Below are 22558 nucleotides of genomic sequence, written 5' to 3' on the forward strand. Positions count from 1 at the left end.
TTTACAAAAAAAGCCCACGAAAGTGGGCTACTAAACCGATTACATTACTCCAATGCCATTAAGTTTCCTGTATGCTATTGGGACAATAGCCTTAACAAACATTAGTATCACAATCGATGAAATAAAACTGATTATAAGCTTACAGAATGAGTTGTTAGCAATATATTGTCCAACATCGTGAGTAAGTATGTAAAGAATTAGAGGGTGTAAAAGATAAACCCCAAGAGAATACTCTCTGCCTAGATTTGATATTATATTCTCTCTAACATTAGTATTTACACACCAGCTAAGCAGAGCAATACACACTGGGGTGGCGAATAGTGGAAATTGTCTTTCTACCATATCAGCTTTATAGATAATTCCAAGCTGATACACCTCACCAACCATGAATATCACGCCAAACAAAATGATAGCCAATGAGATCTTATTAGGAATCTTTTTAAGAACTCCACTCTTGGCAAAGTAATGTCCGAGATAAACAAGCGCAAAGGCTATCATGGTTCTTAATGCATAAAATATATAAATCTCATAGTGAAGTGACTTAACCAGATCGCCATACCAGCATGCGACCAAAATGGCAGTTGATACCAATATAGATAATTTGACGCTTACATTTTTTATAAAGTAATTTGTTAATATAACGCCAAGGATTAGCGCATTCAAAAACCACAAATGGAAGAATGTTCCGCCATGAAGGGTGTCGTTAGATACAACTTTCCCAATAGTTCTCCATGCATCTCCCTGCATCATTCTATACAAAATTGGAATATACAATATTGATGACCAGAAAAGAATACTAACAAGTTTGTTAAGCTTTTTACCCAAATCATCATGCGCAGAGGAGCCCATCAGGTAACCAGAGGCCAGAAAGAAGAAGGGGAGCGCCCACCTTGAAGACACTCGGAACAGCTCACCAAAATACTGTGGCATCTCCGGGAAATTACCCACGTGGACAACTATTATAAAGAAACAAGCAAGAAGCTTCGCTGCATCCAATGCATTGTTGCGCATTTTATAAACACCAAATTAAGAATTGTCTGTTGATGCTACGAATCTTTGCTTTTTCAATCAAATGATAATCACATCCGTGTGACTCAATCATCAAACACTACTGATATATATGGCATCAGAGAAAAGATTTTTTCAGGTCTTGGTTTGCACCAACACCCTTCACACCCCACAGGATCAGGCGTGTTCCGGTTATACACACCGACTCCATCCGCCGATGTAAGTAGGTCAAGATTGCATGGAGTGTTAGGCACTCCTAATGCTGTTTTAATAACCCTTCCAGAGTTGTTAAAACCAGTTTCTAAGCTTCCGGATAAGGTAATTGAGCCACTACTGACCTAGAGTGCAGTCCCAGTTCCCGAGCCCTTTATTCTTCTGCAATCTGACATTCTGATTGCTATTTTAGGTTATTAGATAAACTAAACCTGCATTCCCATCACTTCCTGGTACGCAGAAACCAGCTTATTCCTTACCTGGATCCCCATCTGCAACGACACAGACGCTTTTTGCAAATCGGTCATCACATCGTTAAGCGCCACGCCCGGTTCACCCAGACTGAACTTCTCCGCCTGTGTACGCGCAGCGGTCTGGGTATCGCTGATACGGTCAAGAGCGGCGTGCAGTTGTCCCGCAAAGCTGATGGTCGGCTGTTCTTCTGCCACGTTCTGATTACGGGCCGTCATCGCCGTTGCCTGCAACTGACTGATCACCCCTTCAATGCCCTGTATAGCCATGACTCTCCCCTGGATGGTTTTTTACGCGGTCAAGACTAACAGCTTGTCAATAAGATAAAGGCGGTAAATAGCGTGAAAAAACCAGGTTATTTGACGCATAGAAAATCCCGAATCATCAAATAATGGCAGGGCCATCAGTATGGAACTTTTGTCGTGTTTGCCGACCCGGGAGTCAGTTTTGTTTCTCTACACGAATAACGTAACCCACCAGGATTTAAGAGGTGCGCAATGAGTGCGACAGCATCGACAGCACCGCAGACTAAATCACTAGAGTGGATGAACCGCCTTCGCGCGAATCCTAAAATCCCGTTGATCGTGGCAGGCGCTGCCGCAATTGCGATTATTGTTGCGATGGTCTTGTGGGCGAAAAGCCCTGACTACCGCACGCTCTATAGTAACCTTTCCGACCAGGATGGCGGTGCCATCGTCACCCAACTTACCCAGATGAACATCCCTTATCGCTTCGCCGATAACGGCGGTGCGCTTGAGGTTCCGGCGGATAAAGTGCACGAACTGCGTCTGCGTCTCGCGCAGCAGGGTCTGCCCAAAGGCGGCGCGGTAGGTTTTGAACTGCTGGACCAGGAAAAATTCGGTATCAGCCAGTTCAGCGAGCAGGTCAACTACCAGCGTGCGCTGGAAGGTGAACTGGCCCGCACCATTGAAACATTAGGCCCGGTGAAAAGTGCCCGCGTGCACCTCGCCATGCCAAAACCTTCTCTGTTTGTTCGCGAACAAAAATCCCCGTCTGCTTCTGTGACTGTTAACCTCGCACCTGGCCGCGCGCTGGATGAGGGGCAAATCAGCGCGGTGACACATCTGGTCTCCAGCGCCGTTGCCGGTTTACCGCCAGGTAACGTTACCCTGGTTGATCAGAGTGGGCATTTGCTGACGCAGAACAACAGCGCAGGTCGCGATTTAAATGACGCACAGCTGAAATATGCCGCCGATGTTGAAGGCCGCCTGCAACGCCGTATTGAAGCCATTCTTGGCCCGGTCGTGGGGAATTCCAACGTCCATGCGCAGGTTACCGCTCAGATTGACTTCGCAAATAAAGAACAAACAGAAGAACAGTACAGCCCGAATGGCGATCCTGCCCAGGCCGTGATGCGTTCTCGCCAGGTAAATGAAAACGAGCAAGTGGGTGGTCCAAACCCGGGTGGTGTGCCAGGCGCACTGTCTAACCAGCCTGCCCCGGCTAATGCTGCACCAATTTCTACCCCGCCAGCAAACCAGCAGAACGGTCAGCAAACGAATCAGCAAACAACCTCTTCAAACACGTCTTCTGGCCCACGTACCAGCAGCCGTAATGAAACGACCAACTACGAAGTCGACCGTACCATTCGCCACACCAAGCTGAACGTGGGGGATGTACAACGCCTTTCTGTTGCTGTGGTTGTAAACTACAAAACGCTGCCAGACGGCAAACCGCTGCCACTGACTGCAGAGCAAATGAAGCAGATCGAAGACCTGACCCGTGAAGCCATGGGTTACTCCGAGAAGCGTGGCGATACCCTCAACGTGGTGAACTCTCCGTTCAACTCGGTTGATGAGACAGGTGGCGAACTGCCGTTCTGGCAACAGCAGGCGTTTATCGATCAGCTGATGTCTGCCGGTCGCTGGCTGCTGGTTCTGATTGTCGCGTGGCTGCTGTGGCGTAAAGCGATTCGTCCGCAGCTGACGCGCCGCGCGGAAGAAGCCAAAGCCGCTCAGGAACTCATGAGTACGCGTCAGGAAGTGGAAGAAGCCGTTGAGGTTCGTCTGAGCAAAGACGAACAAATGCAGCAGCGCCGTGCTAATCAGCGCATGGGTGCTGAGGTAATGAGTCAACGTATTCGCGAAATGTCAGATAACGATCCGCGCGTCGTCGCGCTGGTCATCCGCGGCTGGATGGGTAACGAACATGAGTAATACGCTTACAGGTACCGATAAAAGCGTCATCCTGCTGATGACCATTGGCGAAGACCGCGCGGCAGAGGTGTTCAAACACCTCTCCCAGCGGGAAGTGCAAATTCTCAGTGCGGCAATGGCGAACGTTCGTCAGATCTCTAACAAACAGCTGACCGAAGTGTTGGCTGAGTTTGAGCAGGAAGCCGAGCAGTTTGCCGCGCTCAATGTCAACGCCAACGAATACCTGCGCTCCGTGCTGGTTAAGGCGCTTGGCGAAGAACGCGCCGCCAGCCTGCTGGAAGATATTCTGGAAACCCGCGATACCGCCAGCGGTATCGAGACGCTCAACTTTATGGAGCCGCAGAGCGCCGCCGACCTTATTCGCGACGAGCACCCGCAGATTATCGCCACCATCCTGGTTCACCTCAAACGTGGTCAGGCGGCCGATATTCTGGCGCTGTTCGAAGAGCGTCTGCGCCACGACGTTATGCTGCGTATTGCCACCTTTGGTGGTGTCCAGCCAGCGGCACTGGCAGAACTGACAGAAGTGCTGAACAACCTGCTCGATGGCCAGAACCTCAAGCGCAGCAAAATGGGCGGCGTAAGAACGGCGGCAGAGATCATCAACCTGATGAAAACTCAGCAGGAAGAAGCGGTTATTACGGCGGTTCGCGAGTTCGACGGCGAGCTGGCACAGAAAATTATCGACGAGATGTTCCTGTTCGAAAACCTGGTCGAAGTGGACGATCGCAGCATCCAGCGCCTGCTTCAGGAAGTGGACTCCGAATCGCTGCTTATCGCCCTCAAAGGCGCCGAACAGCCACTGCGCGAGAAGTTCCTGCGCAACATGTCTCAGCGTGCGGCCGATATCCTGCGCGACGACCTTGCCAACCGTGGCCCGGTGCGTCTGTCTCAGGTGGAAAACGAACAGAAAGCCATCCTGCTTATTGTTCGTCGTCTGGCAGAAACCGGCGAGATGGTGATTGGCAGCGGAGAAGACACGTATGTCTAATGAGCTGCCGTGGAAGCGCTGGACGCCTGACGATCTGGCCCCTCCTCTTTCCGAGTTTACCCCGGCTATGATATTGCCCGACGAGGGCGATACTGGCACAGAACCCCCTGCGCTCAGCGAAGAAGAGCAACGCGCACAGATGCTGGCGCAGATGCAAATGCAGGCGCACGAACAGGGTTATAACGCGGGTTTAAATGAAGGACGGCAGAAAGGCCAGGAACAGGGTTACCAGGAAGGTCTGACGAAAGGGTTAGAGCAAGGTATTGAACAGGCGCGCCAGCAACAGGCGCCGCTTCATGCCCGGATGCAGCAGCTGGTCAGCGAATTCCAGCACACCCTCGATGCGCTCGACAGCGTGATTGCCTCGCGTCTGATGCAGATGGCGCTTGAAGCCGCACGTCAGGTAATTGGCCAGACGCCAACGGTAGATAACTCGGCGCTGATCAAACAAATTCAGGGCCTGCTTCAGCAGGAGCCGTTGTTCAGCGGCAAACCGCAGCTGCGCGTTCATCCTGACGATTTACAGCGTGTGGAAGAAAGCCTCGGCGCCACGCTCAGCCTGCACGGCTGGCGTCTGCGCGGCGATCCGTCCTTACACCACGGCGGCTGCAAAGTCTCTGCGGATGAAGGCGACCTGGATGCCAGCGTCGCAACCCGCTGGCAGGAACTGTGCCGCCTGGCGGCACCGGGAGTCGTCTGATGACCGCACGGCTCACTCGCTGGCTTACCACCCTTGATAACTTTGAAACGAAGATGGCGCAACTGCCATCTGTTCGTCGTTATGGACGTCTGACCCGCGCGACAGGCCTGGTGCTGGAAGCCACGGGCTTGCAGCTTCCGCTGGGCGCAACCTGCGTGATCGAACGTCAGGACAGGAACGAAACCCGCGAAGTGGAAAGTGAAGTCGTTGGCTTTAACGGCCAGCGTCTGTTCCTGATGCCGCTTGAAGAGGTCGAAGGCATTCTGCCCGGCGCACGCGTGTATGCAAAAAACAACTCAGGCGATGGCCTGCAAAGTGGCAAACAATTGCCGCTTGGCCCGGCGCTGTTAGGCCGTGTGCTGGACGGGAGCGGCAAGCCGCTCGATGGCCTCCCCTCTCCTGACACCACCGAAACCGGGGCGCTGATTACTCAGCCATTTAACCCGTTGCAACGTACCCCTATCGAGCATGTACTTGATACCGGTGTGCGCCCGATTAACGCCTTGCTCACCGTTGGGCGCGGGCAACGTATGGGCCTGTTCGCCGGTTCCGGCGTGGGTAAATCGGTACTGCTCGGCATGATGGCGCGCTACACCCAGGCCGATGTCATCGTCGTGGGGCTTATCGGTGAACGTGGTCGTGAAGTAAAAGACTTTATTGAAAACATTCTGGGTGCTGAAGGCCGAGCACGCTCGGTGGTGATCGCCGCCCCGGCGGATGTTTCCCCGCTGCTGCGTATGCAGGGTGCAGCCTACGCCACCCGTATTGCCGAGGATTTCCGCGACCGCGGGCAGCACGTGCTGCTGATCATGGACTCCCTGACGCGTTATGCGATGGCACAGCGTGAAATCGCGCTGGCTATTGGCGAACCGCCAGCCACCAAAGGCTATCCACCTTCAGTGTTTGCCAAGCTGCCAGCACTGGTTGAACGTGCCGGTAACGGCATCACCGGTGGCGGTTCGATTACTGCGTTTTACACGGTTCTGACCGAAGGCGATGACCAGCAAGACCCAATCGCCGACTCCGCGCGTGCAATCCTTGACGGCCACATAGTGTTATCGCGTCGTCTGGCCGAAGCCGGGCACTATCCGGCTATCGATATTGAAGCATCGATTAGCCGTGCGATGACGGCACTGATTACAGAGAAGCATTACGCCCGCGTGCGTAACTTCAAACAGCTGCTTTCCAGCTTCCAGCGTAACCGCGACCTGGTGAGCGTAGGGGCGTATGCCAAAGGCAGCGACCCGATGCTCGACAAAGCGATTGCTCTGTGGCCGCATCTGGAGGCATTCCTGCAACAAGGTATTTTTGAACGCGCCGACTGGGACGATTCGATTCAGGCTCTGGAGCTGATTTTCCCGCAGGTGTAATACAGGTGGAGGGCGAAGGTCATGGCGCAAAATAGCGCGTTATCAACGCTAAAAGATCTGGCTGAAAAAGAAGTTGATGATGCCGCATTGCAGCTTGGCGCAATGCGGCGCGGGTGCCAGCAGGCTGAAGAACAGTTGAAGATGTTGATCGACTATCAGCATGAATATCGCACCAACCTCAATACCGACATGACGCAGGGTATTGGTAGCCAGCGCTGGATTAACTATCAGCAGTTTATCCAGACGCTCGAAAAGGCGATTGAACAGCATCGCCATCAGCTTAGCCAGTGGACCCAAAAAGTCGATACGGCGCTGAATTTTTGGCGCGAGAAAAAACAGCGGCTCCAGGCATGGCAAACCTTGCAGGACCGGCAAGTGGCTGCAACAACTCTCGCCGAGAACCGCCTGGATCAGAAAAAAATGGATGAGTTTGCACAGCGCGCATCAATGAGGAAACCTGAATGATCACACTGCAACAACTGCTGATGACCGACAGTGACCTGTCAGGCGGCACGCAGACGGGGAAAGGCACCGACGGTGCGCAAGATTTTCTCTCCCTGTTGGCTGGCGCCCTGACGGATGCGACCGGTCAGGGTAAAGATGCGCCGCTGACCCTTGCCGACCTGAAAGCAGCCGGCAGCAAGCTGGCAAAAGTCGCGCAGGATAAAGACGGCGATACCACCCTTCAGGCAAAAATTGCCGATCTGTTGTCACGCCAGGACACGCTCACCGGAGACGAAACCGCGCAAACCACCGCGCTGCAAAGTCTGGTATCCGGGCTAATGCCTGCTACCCACAGCGATGCCCTGAAAAGCCTGACGTCAACGGCCGCCAAAGATGACACCAAAACCGACCTGAGCGAAGAAGAGCTGGCCGGATTAAGCGCCCTGATGGCGATGCTGCCACACCAGCAGACTGCAACCCCAGTGACTACCCAGGCCGTCAGCACTGAGGGCGTGGCGGAGAAAGTACTGGCAGGCACCTCACTGGCGCAAGCCAGCACCGGGCAACAACCGGCCCTGACGACGGCCCCGGCTGCACATGAAAAAGCGCAAACTCCGCTTCAGTATGCACCTCAGCCACAAACCGCTGATGCTTCAACCGCTAACGCCCCGCTGACGCCCGCCGTAGCCGTTACCGCTGAAAAGCAGGACCTGGCAAGCCAGTCCTCTTCAACCAGCCCAACGGCAACGCTTGCGCCGATTGTCAGCAGCCAGGCCACCTCACAGCCAGCCGCTACGGTCGCTACCGCGCCGGTACTGAGCCAGCCGCTTGGCACCAGCGAATGGCAGCAGACGCTGAGCCAGCACATCACCCTGTTCACCCGACAAGGGCAACAAACGGCTGAGCTGCGCCTGCACCCGGAAGATCTGGGCCAGGTACAAATTTCGATTAAGATTGATGATAACCAGGCGCAGTTGCAGATGGTGTCAGCGCACAGCCACGTACGTGCGGCACTGGAAGCAGCGCTGCCGGTTCTGCGTACTTCGCTTGCTGAGAACGGTATTCAGCTTTCACAAAGTAGCGTCAGCAGCGAGAGCTTCTCAGGCCAGCAGCAGTCTTCATCACAGCAGCAACAGCAGGCCTCGCGTTCCGGCCAGCAAGGCGGCTTTAATGAAGAGAGCGACGAGTTACTGCCAGCCCCTGCCACACTGCAATCCGCCGCGCGTGGAAACAGTGCTGTAGACATCTTCGCCTAAACGCCAGAGGTAGCGTGATTATCCCCGTCTTTTCCACGCTTTGAGATAAGGCGGACACGGGATAATCACCTTATTAAGCTGTACCGAAACAGGAAGCTCGTATCAGATGACTGACTCCGCTATCACCAAAAAAAGTAAGCGTTCCATCTGGATCCCGCTGCTGGTGTTGATCACGCTCGCCGCCTGCGCTACCGCGGGCTATAGTTACTGGCGTATGCAGCAGGAACCTTCCTCTGCTACGGCCAAAGCCGAACCACCACCACCACCGGCCCCGGTATTCTTCCCACTGGATACCTTCACCGTTAACCTGGGTGATGCGGATCGTGTGCTTTATGTTGGCATCACGCTGCGCCTGAAAGACGAAGCCACCCGTTCTCGTCTGAACGATTACCTTCCTGAAGTGCGTAGCCGTCTTCTTCTGCTGTTCTCTCGTCAGGATGCTTCCACGCTTGCCACCGATGACGGTAAGCAGAAGCTGGTCGATGCCATTAAACAAACGCTGGCTACACCGCTGGTAAATGGTCAACCCAAGCAGGAAGTCACTGACGTTCTGTATACAGCCTTCATTCTGCGGTAACGACATGGGCGACAGTATTCTTTCTCAGGCAGAAATCGATGCGTTGCTTAACGGCGACAGCGATAAGAGCGATGATCCGCAACCGGGTCTGAGTGGCGATGACAATATTCGTCCCTATGACCCGAATACCCAGCGTCGCGTGGTGCGCGAGCGTCTTCAGGCGCTGGAGATCATCAACGAACGTTTTGCGCGTCAGTTCCGTATGGGGCTGTTTAACCTGCTGCGTCGTAGCCCGGATATCACCGTCGGTGCGATCCGCATTCAGCCGTATCATGAGTTTGCCCGCAACCTGCCGGTGCCAACCAACCTTAACCTTATTCATCTGAAACCGCTGCGCGGCACCGGGTTGGTTGTGTTCTCGCCAAGCCTGGTATTCATTGCGGTTGATAACCTGTTTGGTGGCGATGGTCGTTTCCCGACGAAAGTTGAGGGGCGTGAGTTTACCCACACCGAGCAGCGCGTTATCAACCGGATGCTGAAGCTGGCGCTGGAGTCCTATAGCGACGCGTGGAAAGCGATTAACCCGCTGGATGTGGAGTACGTCCGTTCCGAGATGCAGGTGAAATTTACCAATATCACCACATCGCCGAACGATATCGTCGTGAACACGCCGTTCCATGTCGAGATCGGCAACCTGACCGGTGAATTTAACATTTGCCTGCCGTTCAGCATGATTGAACCGCTGCGCGAGCTGCTGGTGAACCCGCCGCTTGAGAACTCACGTAATGAAGATCAGAACTGGCGTGAAAACCTGGTGCGCCAGGTTCAACACTCTCAGCTTGAGCTGATCGCGAGTTTTGCCGATATCCCGCTGCGGTTATCCCAGATCCTGAAATTACAACCCGGCGACGTTCTGCCGATAGAAAAACCCGACCGCATTATTGCCCATGTCGATGGCGTGCCTGTGCTGACAAGCCAGTACGGCACGGTAAACGGCCAGTATGCATTACGCGTTGAGCACTTGATCAACCCGATATTGAATTCGCTGAATGAGGAACAGCCCAAATGAGTGACATGAACAATCCGTCCGATGAAAACAGCGGAGCACTGGACGATCTGTGGGCTGACGCGTTAAACGAGCAACAATCCACCCCAAGTAAAAGTGCGGCGGATGCGGTATTCCAGCAGTTAGGTGGCGGTGATGTCAGCGGCACATTGCAGGATATCGACCTGATTATGGATATCCCGGTCAAGCTGACCGTTGAACTGGGCCGCACCCGCATGACCATTAAAGAGCTGCTGCGCCTGACGCAGGGTTCCGTTGTGGCGCTGGATGGTCTGGCCGGTGAGCCGCTGGATATTCTGATCAACGGCTATCTGATTGCCCAGGGTGAAGTTGTGGTGGTGGCCGATAAATACGGCGTGCGTATCACTGACATCATCACCCCGTCTGAACGTATGCGTCGTCTGAGCCGTTAAGAATGAAAACCGAGGCAACAGTATCGCAGCCTTCAGCCGTACCCGGTTCGCCCTTGCTCCAGGTGAGCGGCGCGCTGTTTGGTGTTATTGCCTTTATTCTTATCGTCGCCTGGATTGCTAAACGCTTTGGTCTGGCGGGTAAAACCGCCGCCGGGCGAGGCATTAAGGTCAGCGCCAGCACCACGCTTGGGCCACGCGAACGCGTGGTCATTGTCGATGTTGAAGACGCGCGGCTGGTGCTGGGCGTTACCGCGACAAACATCAATGTATTACATAAACTGCCGCCTGCGCCGGATACGGCCGAAGCGAATGCAGAAACCCCAGCGGATTTTCAGTCCGTCATGAAGAGTTTGCTTAAGCGTTCCGGGAGATCCTGATGCGCCGTTTGTTATCCCTTACGCTTGCGGGCATCGCCCTGTTTGCGCCTTCCGTTTACGCGCAACTACCTGGTCTTGTCTCCACCCCGCTCGCTGGCGGTGGTCAAAGCTGGTCGCTTCCCGTTCAGACGTTGGTGTTCATTACCTCGCTGACTTTTATCCCGGCAATCCTGCTGATGATGACCAGCTTTACCCGCATCATTATCGTCTTTGGTCTGCTGCGAAATGCGCTGGGTACGCCATCCGCACCACCTAACCAGGTACTGCTGGGCTTAGCCCTGTTTTTAACCTTTTTCATTATGTCGCCGGTTATCGACAAGATTTATACCGACGCCTATCAGCCCTTCAGCGAAGACAAGATTTCAATGCAGGATGCGCTTGAGAAAGGCGCGCAACCACTGCGTGAATTTATGCTGCGTCAGACCCGTGAAGCGGATCTGGCCTTATTTGCACGCCTGGCGAACACCGGCGATTTGCAGGGGCCGGAAGCAGTGCCGATGCGCATTCTGTTGCCCGCTTATGTTACCAGCGAACTAAAAACCGCTTTCCAGATTGGTTTTACCATCTTTATTCCGTTCCTGATTATCGACCTGGTGATCGCGAGCGTGCTGATGGCGCTCGGTATGATGATGGTGCCGCCGGCAACCATTGCCCTGCCCTTTAAGATCATGCTTTTTGTGCTGGTTGATGGCTGGCAATTGCTGGTCAGCTCGCTGGCACAGAGTTTCTACAGTTAAGGTACGCGCAATGACGCCAGAATCGGTCATGATGATGGGCACGGAGGCGATGAAAGTCGCGATTGCCGTTGCCGCTCCACTGCTGCTTGTTTCGCTGGTGACGGGTCTTATCATCAGTATTTTGCAGGCCGCTACCCAGATTAACGAAATGACGCTGTCGTTCATTCCGAAAATTATCGCGGTCTTCGTGGCGATGATCATTGCCGGGCCGTGGATGCTGAACTTGCTCCTGGACTACATGCGTAACTTGTTTACCAATCTGCCGTACATTATCGGCTGAGATAACGATGCTGCACATCACAAGCGATCAGTGGGTTCAGTGGCTGGGAGTCTACTTCTGGCCAATGCTCCGCATCATGGCGCTTATCTCAACTGCCCCCATTCTTAGCGAAAAGTCTGTCCCCAAACGGGTCAAAGTTGGGCTGGGCATCATCATTACCATCATTGTGGCCCCTTCGCTGCCGCCAGTGAATATCCCGATTGTGTCGGCAAATGCGCTGTGGGTTGCCATGCAGCAGGTGATGATTGGTGTGGCCGTTGGCTTTACCATGCAGCTTGCCTTTGCGGCGATTCGTACCGCGGGCGAGCTGATCGGTCTGCAAATGGGCTTATCCTTCGCGACCTTTGTTGACCCGGGTAGTCACCTGAACATGCCGGTACTGGCCCGTATCATCGACCTGCTGGCAATGCTGTTGTTCCTGTCGTTCAACGGACACCTGTGGTTGATCTCGATGCTGGTGGATACCTTCCACACGCTGCCGATTGGCGAGTCGCCGGTCAACAGTAATGCGTTCCTGGCGCTGACGCGTGCCGCCGGGCTTATTTTCCTGAACGGGCTGATGCTGGCGCTGCCGATCATTACGTTGCTGCTCACCGTTAACCTTGCATTAGGTTTACTGAACAGAATGGCACCACAGTTATCGGTATTTGTCATTGGCTTCCCGGTGACGCTGATGGTCGGCCTTTTATTAATGTCATTACTCATGCCACTTATCGCTCCGTTCTGTGAACATTTATTCAGCGAGATATTCAACCTGTTAGCAGATATTGTCAGTGAACTGCCACGTAAATAATAACCCGCAATGTTTACATTGTCTTTCTGAGGATATTCCTAAAATAAAACCCGTAAAACATCTTCCAGGATATATCTGACGCGGTTTAATTGTTTCTAAGCAACTCACAATACTTAATATTTACTTTACTTTAAGATGATTCCTGGCAAATTATACGTAACTTTACGGGATAGTGAGTCCGCCTGAAAGTCTTTGTCATGCTCACAGGTTTATTATGTTTTTCCATCCCGTATGGCTGTTTATGAGCTCTCAGGCAGATGGTGAATTATCGTTACGCATTGAGTGAGGGTATGCCATGTCAACGATCATTATGGATTTATGCAGTTACACCCGGCTAGGGTTAACCGGGTACCTGGCAAGCAGAGGGGTAAGAAAGAGGGACATCAACGATGCACACACCGTTGACGAACTTGCAGCCGCTTGTGACGAACTCAAGCCAGGCGTGGTGTTTATTAATGAGGACTGTTTCATTCACGATCCAGCCAACAGTCAGCAAATAAAGCAAATCATTAATCAGCATCCTAAAACTCTGTTTATTGTTTTTATGGCGATCGCAAATATCCATTTCGATGAATATTTGTTAGTCCGTAACAATTTATTGATCAGTTCTAAGTCGATTAAACCAGAGTCGCTGGATGACATTCTGGGCGATTACTTGAATAAAGAAGTTAAGAATGTAGGAGCGGTTAACTTACCGACCCTATCATTAAGCAGAACTGAATCAAGTATGTTGAAAATGTGGATGGCAGGACAAGGGACAATTCAGATTTCTGACCAAATGAATATCAAAGCCAAAACGGTATCGTCACATAAAGGAAATATTAAAAGGAAAATTAAAACGCATAATAAGCAAGTGATCTACCACGTCGTCCGCCTGACCGATAATGTGACGAACGGGATTTTCGTTAACATGCGCTAACCCGCTTTTTATCTTTCGTACTCTACCTTTGATCTCTGGCCTGGCCAGAGATTTTTGCATGTATTTAGCCAGATGCCGGGCACGCAGAGTGCTGCCCGACCCGCGATTATTCCACCGTTTCCACAAAAATCCCATCCGGGTGCCCCAGTTCGTTAAAGAACCAGATACCGAGCGGGTAGTCTTCCAGCGACACCAGGTACATGATGCCTTCATTGAACTCTTCTATTGCCAGCACGACGCCTGGGCGGCGCGGCCCACCGTCCGTTTTGACAGTTACCCGATCGTTGACCTTCATACATTCCTCCTGTGGTTTTGAGCCAGTGTAGAACAAATCTCAAAAACTCACATCGGCGCCTGGCGCGAATGGCGTTTTTGTGTGCGGTCTATACTTAAGAGTGGACGGGTTGAAGGAGGTGTAAGTAATGAAGACCGGAAATGAGAAGAGCGATATCGATGTGAATGTCGATGCCCTGCTCGCCGCCATTAATGAAATTAGTGAGAGTGAAGTTCGCCGGAGGGAAGACGACCCTACGCGAGTCATGGTAAACGGGCGGGATTACCATACCTATCGCGAGCTCGCCGAAGCCTTTGAGCTTGATATTCACGACTTTAGCGTGACGGAAATAAACCGTTAACGCGAAAAAAATCCCGGTCATGGGGATGACCGGGATGAAACTTGCTTATGCAAGAAGCACTTGAAAATTCGTTACACCAGGAAATCTGATGTGCCATCCACACTATCCCCAACAATTTTGTATGACAAGCAAATATTCTCTATATAAATATTACTTAGTAACAATGTTCGTTTGAGTTATGTGTACCAACATGCGACGTCAGCGGGTTTAACGGTATCGGTTCCATAACAAAACCATTCGACGCGTGGCTCTTTTTTAGGAATATTCTTAAAAAATAGCTAATTCTATATAGGAGTTGTTATGCCTTCACTACAGGACACCCTGCTGGTTTTTACTGACCTCGACGGTACGCTGCTGGATATCCATACCTACGACTGGCAACCCGCGATGCCCTGGCTGGACAGGCTCCAGGACTATCAGATCCCGGTCATTCTCTGTAGCAGTAAAACGGCAGCGGAGGTTATTGCTATCCAGCAGGATCTGGGTCTTGAAGGATTACCGTTCATTGCTGAAAACGGCGCGGTGATACAGTTGGATGTACGCTGGGAAGCACACCCAGCGGCACCCCGGCTGATAAAAGGCATTTCGCACAGCAACATTCGCCACTTTATCGAACAACTCCGCCAGCAAGAGGGCTACAAATTCACCACCTTTGACGACGTTGACGAGCGCGTCATCAGCGACTGGACGGGCCTTAACCGCGCCCGCGCAACGCTGGCGCGCCGACATGAAGCTTCCGTTACGCTTATCTGGCGTGACAGCGATGAACAGATGGCACGCTTTGAAGATGATCTCGCCCGTCGGGGGCTGAAGTTTGTTCAGGGTGCCCGCTTCTGGCACATACTGGATGCGCGTGAAGGGAAAGATCGGGCGGTAATCTGGTTAATTGAACAATACCGCGTGCTTGAAGGGATAACACCCACCACTCTGGGCCTGGGTGATGGTCCCAATGATGCCCCGCTTCTGGACAGCGTTGATTTCGCCGTGATAGTCAAAGGGATCAACCGCCAGGGTGTACAGCTTAAAGATGATAATCCCGCGCGGGTGTATCACACCAGACTCCCCGGCCCTGCTGGCTGGCACGAAGGGCTGGATCACTTCTTATCCTGATCGTCCCACACTACCTGATTACGCCCACCTTGTTTTGCCAGATACAACCGGGCATCCGCTATAGACTGAAGTTGCTCGAAGTCGTAGTTGCCCTTTTCCTGCGCACAGCTCACGCCAAGTGATGCGCTGACGCGCACAGTGGTGCTTTTTTTCACCAGGATCTCTTTGCTGTTGATACGTGACCGGATGCGCTCTGCTATCTCTGCCGCCTCTTCGAGGGCAATACCCGGCAGTACCACACAGAACTCCTCTCCACCCACGCGCCCGGCGACATCGTTGGTACGAAGCGCACTGGCAATCAGCCCCGCCGAATGTGATAACACCCGGTCCCCGGCCTGATGGCCGAAGCGGTCATTAATGCTTTTGAAGTGATCGAGATCGATCTGGATAACCGAGAATGGCAGCGACTGCTGAGAACAGCTCTTCGCCAGTATTTTTGCGCGTTCGAAGAGTGCACCGCGATTATTCAGACGAGTCAACGGGTCATGCCACGCCTGCCATTGCAAGGTGTGCTGAAGCGCATACATGTTACTGACCATCCGACGGATCACCAGCCAGGAGATCAGCAGCATGGCGGTAAAGAGCGCCCACAGCAACGCAAGAACAATGCTGATACTGCCAAAATCACCCCGTACACCGTCATGCAGCGTATGAACGCGCAAAACAACGCCATCAAAGTGATCCAGCCGTTCCCAGCTCACAAAGCGACTGCCCAGGCGGATCCCGCCCTCAGTATCGCTTTCGATATCATAGGCTATCTGCGCCAGTTCACGTTCGTCAAAATGGTTAATGTTGCCCGCGGTGGGCGTTGAAGTGGCAATCAGATTGAGCCGGGTATCGTAAAGCTGGTACTCCCCTTCCGTTTGATCGGACGTCGCATCTTTCAGAAGACGCTTCATGGCGGAGAAGGAAAAATCCATCGCCACAACGCCGTACCAGTAATGGTCGAAATAGATGGGTACGCTGGCGGTAATTGCCTGCTCACCACCGGTCCAGGAGGACGATGGGGAGATAAACCAACGCACCGCGCGTGCGCGATTCGCACGCTCAGATTGCTGAGCAAACCACGGCTGCGTCACCAGTTGATAATAGCGAGGAACGATATCTTCCGTGTGGGAGACGGTGTCCGTTGAGAGATAAAACCCGGCACGAGAAACGTACACAACCCGCTCTTCCTGACGCGTCGACGAGGAGCCAAGACGCAGCAAATACCCTACTTCAAGCGCAGCAGAGAGTTCGTTATTCAACAGATCGTCATCGCGATTCAGGAGCGTGGTTTTCTCTACAAACGCATCCGACACGCCATTTATCGGTAGCGTGCGGTCTTTATCAACGGCGAGCTGCCAGGAAGGGATGTTACGCAGGTCTTCGAAACGCTGAACGGCTTCATGTAATACGCCGAAAGCCAGTGGGAGCTGGAGCGCATCACGCATACCGTGGCGGAAAAAAAGCAGTTTATCCACGCTGAACTGCAATTGTCTGTCCAGCGCCGTGGCGACCGTTTCCAGGTGGTTGTGTTGGCTGGAGACATACGCCCCCTCAAGCACCACCACTTCACGCCAGGTCAGGAGGGTGGAAAAGACTAACACCACCAGAAAACAGAGATTAACAATCAAGCGGGGATTACTGCGTTTGTGCAGCCATTGCAGAAAAGTTCGTTTCACCACATAGGTATCGCGCTGCACACACACTCCCTGATTGCCACCCTACAGCCTCCGCCCCAACCCTGGCGCAGAAACATGCAGTACGATTAACCTGCTTATCTGTAAAAACGCCCGGCGAGGCCGGGCGTTACGTGATTAAGCCTTGTCGCGCTTTTGCCGGCCTTCACCAGGCAATAGCTCGTCCTCACGAAAAGCCTCCCGCTTGATGCCGTAACCATCATGCCACCGACACTCCACCATTCCGCTGGAATATCCGGTGACAATCATGCGTGGACCGCCATTCTTGGGCTTAACTTCATCACTGACCAAAAAGACCATACCTGCCTCCTGTATCAGGGTGAAACTGTTTCAATTTAGACGACGAATGGCCTTTTTGCATCCCTGAGAAGGTAACAATTAGTGCGACGTTCCACGCATCTTTTCGACCAGTTTTACCACCGCGACCACTACGCCACCGATGATAAATCCCAGTACCAGGTTTAACAGGGTTGGCACAACCGCCGTCGCAATGGCCCCCTGAGCCGAGGCAAAATGTTCAATCGCATGGTGAAGTGGCGCAATGCCGTGTACCACAATCCCGCCCCCCACAAGGAACATCGCCAGGGTGCCCACAACCGACAAGACTTTCATCAGCCACGGCGCCAGCACCAGTAACCCTTTACCAACTGTCTGCGCAATAACGCTCGACTTCTCGGCCAGCCAGTAACCCATATCGTCCAGTTTGACGATAATCCCCACCAGACCATACACCCCCACAGTCACCAGAATCGCGATACCAGAGAGGATCAACACCTGATTAAGCAGCGGCGATTCAGAGACAATCCCAAGCGTAATCGCCACGATTTCCGCCGACAGAATAAAGTCAGTACGAATGGCGCCTTTGATCTTATCGCGCTCGAAAGCCATCGGGTCCTGAGCGGCAAGCGCCTCCAGACGTTGCTGGCGCGCCTGTGGCGTCTCATTTTCTTTTCGGGACGCAAATGAATGCAGGACTTTTTCCACGCCCTCAAAGCAGAGAAACGCGCCCCCCACCATCAGCAGCGGCGTGATGGCCCACGGAATAAATGCACTGATCAGCAGCGCCAGCGGCACCAGGATCACTTTGTTAATAAACGATCCCTTTGCCACGCCCCAGACAACCGGCAATTCACGGTTTGCCCGCACCCCGGTCACCTGCTGGGCATTCAGCGATAAATCATCCCCCAGGACGCCGGCGGTCTTTTTTGCCGCCAGTTTTCCCATGACCGAAATGTCATCCAGCAAGGTGGCAATATCGTCCAGCAATGTTAACAAGCTACTTCCTGCCAAAATCTCTATCCTTCTTTTTTTGGTAATTAAGTGAATAGTATGGAGCAAAAGCCAAAACCCTGGAACAGGCACCTCAAGTCAACAAAAAATTCACATCAACTACACAATTAAAGGGCTCGCCAGCGAGATAGTTTTCACGTTTACTATCAGCGACCTTTTTATTTCGTCGTGAGGGACTATGCGTTTCCGGCACCTGTTACCGCTCCTTGGAGCGCTTTTTTCACTGTATATCATCTGGGGTTCCACCTATTTTGTCATTCGTATCGGCGTGGAAAGCTGGCCACCCCTGATGATGGCGGGTACGCGTTTTCTCTCGGCGGGCGTGCTGCTGACGGCCTTTTTATTGCTGCGTGGGCATAAACTCCCGCCTCTGCGCCCGATGTTAAATGCGGCCCTGATTGGCGTGCTGTTGCTGGCCGTGGGTAATGGCTTTGTAACCGTGGCAGAACACCAGAATGTGCCATCCGGCATCGCTGCGGTGGTCGTGGCCACTGTGCCGCTGTTTACGCTGTGCTTTAGTCGTCTTTTCGGTATCCGGACCCGTAAACTGGAATGGATGGGAATTGGTATCGGGCTTGCGGGGATTATTCTGCTTAACAGCGGCGGCAATCTGAGCGGAAATCCGTGGGGGGCAATTCTTATTCTGATTGGCTCTATGAGCTGGGCGTTCGGTTCCGTTTACGGCTCCCGCATCGAATTGCCGTCCGGCATGATGGCTGGCGCGATTGAGATGCTCGCAGCAGGTATTGTGCTGTTTATCGCCTCCATGATTTCAGGTGAAAAACTGACAGCAATGCCGGATTTATCAGGTTTCCTGGCCGTAGGGTATCTGGCTCTGTTTGGCTCCATCATCGCCATCAACGCATATATGTTCCTGATCCGTAATGTTTCGCCAGCCGTGGCAACCAGCTATGCCTACGTCAACCCGGTAGTGGCCGTGTTGCTGGGAACAGGATTCGCTGGCGAGACACTGTCGCCAGTTGAATGGCTGGCGTTAGGGGTGATTATTATGGCGGTTGTGCTGGTGACATTAGGCAAGTATTTGCTGCCCGCTAAACCTGTGGTGACGCCTTGTGAGGCGGATAAACTGTAAAAGGGTGAATGCCCTGAGTGTCTATCTGCGCGGCCTGACCGCCGCCGCAGATCCACTCTTCCAGACGCTCGATAAGCCCTGCGTCATCCAGCTTCATTTTGCCGCGTAATGCGCATTCCCACACCACCAGCACCCGCCATTCTTGCGAAATAAGCATCCCGATATCGCGAGTGTCGCGCGCCACATTTTTGCCAATTTTGTCCAGCCAGAAATCGGTGCGGGTAGCAGGCACTTTAAACAGATAGCAGTTGTGGTGATGCCAGAAACAACCGTGGGTGAAGATGATGCACTGGTAGAGATCGATAACGAAATCAGGACGCCCCGGAAGCGCGGCATCCTGAACCCGAAAATCAAACCCTGCCTGAGCCAGCAACACTGCCAGCCGTTTTTCAATTGCGGTATCACGCGTGCCGATAGCACGCATATTTTTGCTGCGGGTGGCCTTATTGTGCACATCCGTCATTGACGGTCTCACTCTCGCGAAGCGCAACGGCCTGTCTGATGCGTGATGCCAGCAATTTTGCTACCGCAGCAAACGCCGGAACCACCACCGAGTTACCAAACTGACGATACGCCTGGGTGTCGGACACCGGAATACGGAAGTTATACCCTTGCGGTGTTTCAAAACCCATCAGCCGGGCACACTCGCGCGGAGTTAAACGGCGCGGCCGGTGAAGCTGGTTCTGCGGGTCGTCAAAATCCTTCTCACCCAGCGCTTTATCCCATCCACGGTCGATGAGGATCTCTGCGCCATCTTTGTAATAGCGGGCCGATAAAGTACGGGTCACACTGCCCGGCTCTTTCGGGTTAACCATACCGAAACCGAAGCCATTACCTTTGGCCTGGTGCTTTTTGGCATAGCGATAGAGGTACTTCCACAGCACTGGCGTCAGGATGAACTTCGCGTCCACAGCAGGTTCCAGCAGTTCAGCAACGGTTAGACGACGCGCCGGATACAAAGACGGGATATCCCGCAGGGTGAAATCCCCCTTCAGATTAAGGTCGCGACGGAATCCCACCAGCACAATGCGCTCACGATGTTGCGGCAGGAAATGTTTGCCATCGATAATTTTCGGATCGTCGGCTCCCATATCCTGTGAATCCGCCACATCGTAACCAAGGTCATCGAGCGTTTGCATGATGATACGGAAGGTTTTCCCGCCATCGTGGCTCTTTAAATTCTTCACGTTTTCCAGCACAAAAATGGCCGGACGGCGGGCATCAATAATACGGGCCACATCAAAAAACAGCGTCCCCTGGGTGTCGCAGGCAAAGCCGTGGGCGCGTCCTAACGCATTTTTCTTCGACACCCCGGCTAACGAAAACGGCTGGCACGGGAAGCCCGCCAGCAGCACATCATGTTCCGGGATGGTCTGGCGTATATGCTCAGCAGCGTCATTATCGGTTACACCGTCTTTATGGCTCAGGGTCGCTTCGCGGATATCGGCATTAAACTGGTGGCTGGCAGGATCGCAATACCAGTTCGCTTTATAGGTGCGCACGGCATGTTTGTTCCATTCGCTGGTAAACACGCACTGGCCGCCAATGGCTTCAAAACCGTGCCGGATACCGCCGATACCGGCAAAGAGATCGATAAAACGGAAAGCATAGTTCGGGTGTGCAGCCGGAGGGCGCGGAAGCAAATTTTGCAAATAGCGATATTCGCCGTCGCTCAGACGATGCCCCGCCCGCTCGCTGGTCAGCAGTCTTTTCAGTATTGCCGGGCTCCAGTGGCTTTCACCGTAAGCCTCCAGCTGGTTGGCCAGGCTTTTTGCATCATAGATATCCAGCAACTGACGCAGTAATGCCTGCACAGCTACCGTAGATTTCGCCGCCTGCGCTGGCGCGGGTTCAGTCACTGATCGATTTTCCTGCATTCTTTTAACCGGACAATAAAGACTGGAAACAGATTACCACAGTTCAGGCCTGCAAACTGCGACGGAAGCGGCTCTGCACCTGGCTGTCGACACCCAGGCAGTCGCCCTGTAATTCGGCGCTCAGTTTCGCCATAAACTGAATCAGGTAATCGGCATTGTGACGTGCCATGTCGCGCCCGATTTCCGTTTGCATGGTTTCGGGCAGACGCAGCAATTTGGTCTGGAAATGATCCAGTGCAAAGGCTTTGTCATTCAACGTACGTGAATCGGCAAAGGGATCATTAGCATCAAACAATGGCACGCCTAATGCCCCCGATACGGCAAAAACACGCGCCAGACCAATGGCGCCAAGTGCTTCAAGCCTGTCAGCATCCTGGACAATTTTCGCCTCCTGAGTGCGAGGCGCGATCCCGGCGCTAAAGCTGTGCGCTTCTATCGCATGTTCGACGGCGCTGTAGCGTTCTGGCGGAAAATCAGGGAAATCGTCCGCCAGGATCTGGCGCGCCTTGCGTGCCGCAAGCGCTGAAGACTGGCTGCGTTCAGGGTGATTTTTTGGCAGGCTGACAATGTCATGGAAATAGCATGAGGTGAGCACCACCAGCGGATCGACGGCCTCGTTCGCCATCATCTTTTGCGCCGTCAGCCAGACCCGGCGAAAGTGCGAGATATCATGTGCGGTATCATCGGTAGAATGATGTTGCTCCAGCCAGCTTTCGAAGCGGCGTTGCCACTGTGCAAGTTCCATAATCTTGTCCTGTCGCCAAAACGGCTACAATAGCAACTTTCCGTACGGCTATCACGGCCTGTCGGCACGGGGACGCGTGTACCAGGCAATCCCACCCAGAATCAGGCCAACAGCGCCCAGAACTAAAAACCCCAGAAATGCGCCAAGCCATTTACCGTTGGTTGACCCTAAATCACCCTCCACAACGGCACACGACACGGCAGGAATTTTACTGACAACCCACACATAGCGGATCATGGCCCACATGAAATATCCACAAAATGCATAGAACACCCACAGGGCCAGTTTGCCTCCCAGGCTACGATCGATTTTTTGTTCCATTCTCAACCCCAGTTTCACGGTCTCTACGTTACCGGTTTCACATCGCACATTCGTTTTTGTGATTTTTATCACATTTTTTCGCTGAATGCTGGCCCTGGTGGCACTTTCTGCACCTCAGTTTGCGTTAAGTTGATCTCAGACAAATTTCCCACACCGCGCTTGCCACTTTGCATGGTGAAGGCACTAATTCCGATTCCCCTTCATTTAAATCGTTTGCGTAAAATACAATTACAGCAGAAAACGTTTTTCTTCCATCACCTATTTTTTATAGCCATTTATTTCAATGAGATAT

At 53.0% G+C, this 22558-nt stretch carries 26 protein-coding genes and 1 pseudogene; 17 read left to right on the forward strand and 10 right to left on the reverse strand.

Going from position 1 to position 22558, the window contains the following annotated elements; translation table 11 throughout:
- Positions 1-39: 39 nt before the first annotated feature.
- Together ACT9TW_RS19900 and fliE are read right to left on the reverse strand one after the other, a co-directional pair.
- Positions 40-1011, reverse strand: a complete 972-nt coding sequence (locus tag ACT9TW_RS19900; RefSeq protein WP_446493473.1) for an acyltransferase — start codon at positions 1009-1011, stop codon at positions 40-42.
- Between the two features lie 416 nt (positions 1012-1427).
- Positions 1428-1742: a flagellar hook-basal body complex protein FliE gene (gene fliE, locus ACT9TW_RS19905; protein WP_446493474.1), complete on the reverse strand. Its 315-nt coding sequence runs from the start codon at positions 1740-1742 to the stop codon at positions 1428-1430.
- 228 nt (positions 1743-1970) lie between these two features.
- On the opposite strand from fliE, the gene fliF reads away from it, so the two are divergent.
- The 14 genes and pseudogenes from fliF (at position 1971) to rcsA (ending at position 13513) form a co-directional block, all read left to right on the forward strand.
- Positions 1971-3650: a flagellar basal-body MS-ring/collar protein FliF gene (gene fliF, locus ACT9TW_RS19910; protein WP_446493475.1), complete on the forward strand. Its 1680-nt coding sequence runs from the start codon at positions 1971-1973 to the stop codon at positions 3648-3650.
- Positions 3643-4641, forward strand: a complete 999-nt coding sequence (gene fliG / locus ACT9TW_RS19915) for a flagellar motor switch protein FliG (RefSeq protein WP_014070850.1) — start codon at positions 3643-3645, stop codon at positions 4639-4641. The genes fliF and fliG overlap by 8 nt, the downstream gene beginning before the upstream one ends.
- Positions 4634-5341, forward strand: coding sequence for a flagellar assembly protein FliH (gene fliH, locus ACT9TW_RS19920; RefSeq protein ID WP_446493476.1), 708 nt, complete (start codon positions 4634-4636; stop codon positions 5339-5341). The genes fliG and fliH overlap by 8 nt, the downstream gene beginning before the upstream one ends.
- Entirely contained in the window at positions 5341-6711 is a 1371-nt protein-coding gene (gene fliI / locus ACT9TW_RS19925) for a flagellar protein export ATPase FliI (RefSeq protein WP_182061578.1), read from the forward strand. Before fliH ends, fliI begins: the two co-directional genes overlap by 1 nt.
- 21 nt (positions 6712-6732) lie before the next feature.
- Positions 6733-7176 carry a flagellar export protein FliJ gene (gene fliJ / locus ACT9TW_RS19930; RefSeq protein ID WP_446493477.1) on the forward strand — a complete coding sequence of 148 codons (444 nt, stop codon included), beginning with the start codon at positions 6733-6735 and terminating at the stop codon, positions 7174-7176.
- Positions 7173-8411, forward strand: coding sequence for a flagellar hook length control protein FliK (gene fliK, locus ACT9TW_RS19935; protein ID WP_446493478.1), 1239 nt, complete (start codon positions 7173-7175; stop codon positions 8409-8411). Before fliJ ends, fliK begins: the two co-directional genes overlap by 4 nt.
- A 106-nt stretch (positions 8412-8517) precedes the next feature.
- Positions 8518-8988 carry a flagellar basal body-associated protein FliL gene (gene fliL, locus ACT9TW_RS19940; RefSeq protein WP_014070855.1) on the forward strand — a complete coding sequence of 157 codons (471 nt, stop codon included), beginning with the start codon at positions 8518-8520 and terminating at the stop codon, positions 8986-8988.
- Positions 8989-8992: 4 nt separating this feature from the next.
- Complete coding sequence (fliM, locus tag ACT9TW_RS19945; protein ID WP_014070856.1) at positions 8993-9997, forward strand: flagellar motor switch protein FliM; 1005 nt, start codon at positions 8993-8995, stop codon at positions 9995-9997.
- Entirely contained in the window at positions 9994-10407 is a 414-nt protein-coding gene (gene fliN / locus ACT9TW_RS19950) for a flagellar motor switch protein FliN (protein WP_028019594.1), read from the forward strand. Before fliM ends, fliN begins: the two co-directional genes overlap by 4 nt.
- 2 nt (positions 10408-10409) lie before the next feature.
- A complete protein-coding gene (gene fliO, locus ACT9TW_RS19955; RefSeq protein ID WP_446493479.1) occupies positions 10410-10784 on the forward strand; it encodes a flagellar biosynthetic protein FliO in 375 nt (124 codons plus the stop codon).
- Complete coding sequence (gene fliP, locus ACT9TW_RS19960; RefSeq protein WP_446493480.1) at positions 10784-11521, forward strand: flagellar type III secretion system pore protein FliP; 738 nt, start codon at positions 10784-10786, stop codon at positions 11519-11521. The genes fliO and fliP overlap by 1 nt, the downstream gene beginning before the upstream one ends.
- 10 nt (positions 11522-11531) lie before the next feature.
- The gene (gene fliQ / locus ACT9TW_RS19965) at positions 11532-11801 is read left to right on the forward strand and encodes a flagellar biosynthesis protein FliQ (RefSeq protein WP_182061583.1); all 270 of its coding nucleotides are present in this window, start codon (positions 11532-11534) and stop codon (positions 11799-11801) included.
- Between the two features lie 7 nt (positions 11802-11808).
- Positions 11809-12601: pseudogene (fliR, locus tag ACT9TW_RS19970) on the forward strand (flagellar biosynthetic protein FliR); the annotation flags it as partial.
- A 288-nt stretch (positions 12602-12889) separates the two neighbouring features.
- Positions 12890-13513: a transcriptional regulator RcsA gene (rcsA, locus tag ACT9TW_RS19975; protein ID WP_182061585.1), complete on the forward strand. Its 624-nt coding sequence runs from the start codon at positions 12890-12892 to the stop codon at positions 13511-13513.
- 106 nt (positions 13514-13619) lie between these two features.
- On the opposite strand, the gene dsrB is transcribed toward rcsA, so the two are convergent.
- Entirely contained in the window at positions 13620-13808 is a 189-nt protein-coding gene (gene dsrB, locus ACT9TW_RS19980) for a protein DsrB (protein ID WP_182061586.1), read from the reverse strand.
- A gap of 127 nt (positions 13809-13935) precedes the next feature.
- Between dsrB and yodD the strand changes: the two genes are divergently transcribed.
- Together yodD and ACT9TW_RS19990 are read left to right on the forward strand one after the other, a co-directional pair.
- Positions 13936-14148, forward strand: a complete 213-nt coding sequence (gene yodD / locus ACT9TW_RS19985; protein WP_014070864.1) for a YodD family peroxide/acid resistance protein — start codon at positions 13936-13938, stop codon at positions 14146-14148.
- 300 nt (positions 14149-14448) lie between these two features.
- A complete protein-coding gene (locus ACT9TW_RS19990) occupies positions 14449-15258 on the forward strand; it encodes a mannosyl-3-phosphoglycerate phosphatase-related protein (protein WP_446493481.1) in 810 nt (269 codons plus the stop codon).
- Here ACT9TW_RS19990 and dgcQ read toward each other — a convergent pair.
- The 3 genes from dgcQ to ACT9TW_RS20005 all read right to left on the reverse strand — a co-directional run bounded on the left by dgcQ (position 15243) and on the right by ACT9TW_RS20005 (position 18230).
- Positions 15243-16943 carry a cellulose biosynthesis regulator diguanylate cyclase DgcQ gene (dgcQ, locus tag ACT9TW_RS19995; protein ID WP_446493482.1) on the reverse strand — a complete coding sequence of 567 codons (1701 nt, stop codon included), beginning with the start codon at positions 16941-16943 and terminating at the stop codon, positions 15243-15245. The two genes, ACT9TW_RS19990 and dgcQ, sit on opposite strands and share 16 nt — an antisense overlap.
- Positions 16944-17057: 114 nt before the next feature.
- A complete protein-coding gene (locus tag ACT9TW_RS20000; RefSeq protein WP_014070867.1) occupies positions 17058-17240 on the reverse strand; it encodes a YodC family protein in 183 nt (60 codons plus the stop codon).
- A 78-nt stretch (positions 17241-17318) separates the two neighbouring features.
- On the reverse strand, positions 17319-18230 hold the full coding sequence (locus ACT9TW_RS20005) for a DUF808 domain-containing protein (protein WP_446493483.1): 912 nt from the start codon (positions 18228-18230) through the stop codon (positions 17319-17321).
- Positions 18231-18408: 178 nt separating this feature from the next.
- Here ACT9TW_RS20005 and yedA point away from each other — a divergent pair, with 178 nt between their 5' ends.
- A complete protein-coding gene (yedA, locus tag ACT9TW_RS20010) occupies positions 18409-19323 on the forward strand; it encodes a drug/metabolite exporter YedA (protein WP_446493484.1) in 915 nt (304 codons plus the stop codon).
- Here yedA and ACT9TW_RS20015 read toward each other — a convergent pair.
- From ACT9TW_RS20015 to drpB, 4 genes are all read right to left on the reverse strand, one after another.
- The gene (locus ACT9TW_RS20015; protein WP_446493485.1) at positions 19283-19786 is read right to left on the reverse strand and encodes a very short patch repair endonuclease; all 504 of its coding nucleotides are present in this window, start codon (positions 19784-19786) and stop codon (positions 19283-19285) included. The two genes, yedA and ACT9TW_RS20015, sit on opposite strands and share 41 nt — an antisense overlap.
- Entirely contained in the window at positions 19767-21182 is a 1416-nt protein-coding gene (locus ACT9TW_RS20020; protein ID WP_446493858.1) for a DNA cytosine methyltransferase, read from the reverse strand. Before ACT9TW_RS20020 ends, ACT9TW_RS20015 begins: the two co-directional genes overlap by 20 nt.
- 61 nt (positions 21183-21243) lie before the next feature.
- Positions 21244-21945: a phosphohydrolase gene (locus tag ACT9TW_RS20025; RefSeq protein WP_446493486.1), complete on the reverse strand. Its 702-nt coding sequence runs from the start codon at positions 21943-21945 to the stop codon at positions 21244-21246.
- Positions 21946-21996: 51 nt separating this feature from the next.
- Complete coding sequence (drpB, locus tag ACT9TW_RS20030) at positions 21997-22266, reverse strand: cell division protein DrpB (RefSeq protein ID WP_446493487.1); 270 nt, start codon at positions 22264-22266, stop codon at positions 21997-21999.
- Between the last annotated feature and the right edge of the window lie 292 nt (positions 22267-22558).

The sequence above is a fragment of the Enterobacter sp. C4G1 genome, assembly GCF_052886895.1.

Excerpts from the sequence above, each read along its gene's own strand:
- ACT9TW_RS19900 (WP_446493473.1), bottom strand. The coding sequence starts at position 1,011 with ATGCGCAACAATGCATTGGATGCAGCGAAGCTTCTTGCTTGTTTCTTT.
- fliE (WP_446493474.1), bottom strand. The coding sequence starts at position 1,742 with ATGGCTATACAGGGCATTGAAGGGGTGATCAGTCAGTTGCAGGCAACG.
- fliF (WP_446493475.1), top strand. The coding sequence starts at position 1,971 with ATGAGTGCGACAGCATCGACAGCACCGCAGACTAAATCACTAGAGTGG.
- fliG (WP_014070850.1), top strand. The coding sequence starts at position 3,643 with ATGAGTAATACGCTTACAGGTACCGATAAAAGCGTCATCCTGCTGATG.
- fliH (WP_446493476.1), top strand. The coding sequence starts at position 4,634 with ATGTCTAATGAGCTGCCGTGGAAGCGCTGGACGCCTGACGATCTGGCC.
- fliI (WP_182061578.1), top strand. The coding sequence starts at position 5,341 with ATGACCGCACGGCTCACTCGCTGGCTTACCACCCTTGATAACTTTGAA.
- fliJ (WP_446493477.1), top strand. The coding sequence starts at position 6,733 with ATGGCGCAAAATAGCGCGTTATCAACGCTAAAAGATCTGGCTGAAAAA.
- fliK (WP_446493478.1), top strand. The coding sequence starts at position 7,173 with ATGATCACACTGCAACAACTGCTGATGACCGACAGTGACCTGTCAGGC.
- fliL (WP_014070855.1), top strand. The coding sequence starts at position 8,518 with ATGACTGACTCCGCTATCACCAAAAAAAGTAAGCGTTCCATCTGGATC.
- fliM (WP_014070856.1), top strand. The coding sequence starts at position 8,993 with ATGGGCGACAGTATTCTTTCTCAGGCAGAAATCGATGCGTTGCTTAAC.
- fliN (WP_028019594.1), top strand. The coding sequence starts at position 9,994 with ATGAGTGACATGAACAATCCGTCCGATGAAAACAGCGGAGCACTGGAC.
- fliO (WP_446493479.1), top strand. The coding sequence starts at position 10,410 with ATGAAAACCGAGGCAACAGTATCGCAGCCTTCAGCCGTACCCGGTTCG.
- fliP (WP_446493480.1), top strand. The coding sequence starts at position 10,784 with ATGCGCCGTTTGTTATCCCTTACGCTTGCGGGCATCGCCCTGTTTGCG.
- fliQ (WP_182061583.1), top strand. The coding sequence starts at position 11,532 with ATGACGCCAGAATCGGTCATGATGATGGGCACGGAGGCGATGAAAGTC.
- rcsA (WP_182061585.1), top strand. The coding sequence starts at position 12,890 with ATGTCAACGATCATTATGGATTTATGCAGTTACACCCGGCTAGGGTTA.
- dsrB (WP_182061586.1), bottom strand. The coding sequence starts at position 13,808 with ATGAAGGTCAACGATCGGGTAACTGTCAAAACGGACGGTGGGCCGCGC.
- yodD (WP_014070864.1), top strand. The coding sequence starts at position 13,936 with ATGAAGACCGGAAATGAGAAGAGCGATATCGATGTGAATGTCGATGCC.
- ACT9TW_RS19990 (WP_446493481.1), top strand. The coding sequence starts at position 14,449 with ATGCCTTCACTACAGGACACCCTGCTGGTTTTTACTGACCTCGACGGT.
- ACT9TW_RS20000 (WP_014070867.1), bottom strand. The coding sequence starts at position 17,240 with ATGGTCTTTTTGGTCAGTGATGAAGTTAAGCCCAAGAATGGCGGTCCA.
- yedA (WP_446493484.1), top strand. The coding sequence starts at position 18,409 with ATGCGTTTCCGGCACCTGTTACCGCTCCTTGGAGCGCTTTTTTCACTG.
- ACT9TW_RS20015 (WP_446493485.1), bottom strand. The coding sequence starts at position 19,786 with ATGACGGATGTGCACAATAAGGCCACCCGCAGCAAAAATATGCGTGCT.
- ACT9TW_RS20025 (WP_446493486.1), bottom strand. The coding sequence starts at position 21,945 with ATGGAACTTGCACAGTGGCAACGCCGCTTCGAAAGCTGGCTGGAGCAA.
- drpB (WP_446493487.1), bottom strand. The coding sequence starts at position 22,266 with ATGGAACAAAAAATCGATCGTAGCCTGGGAGGCAAACTGGCCCTGTGG.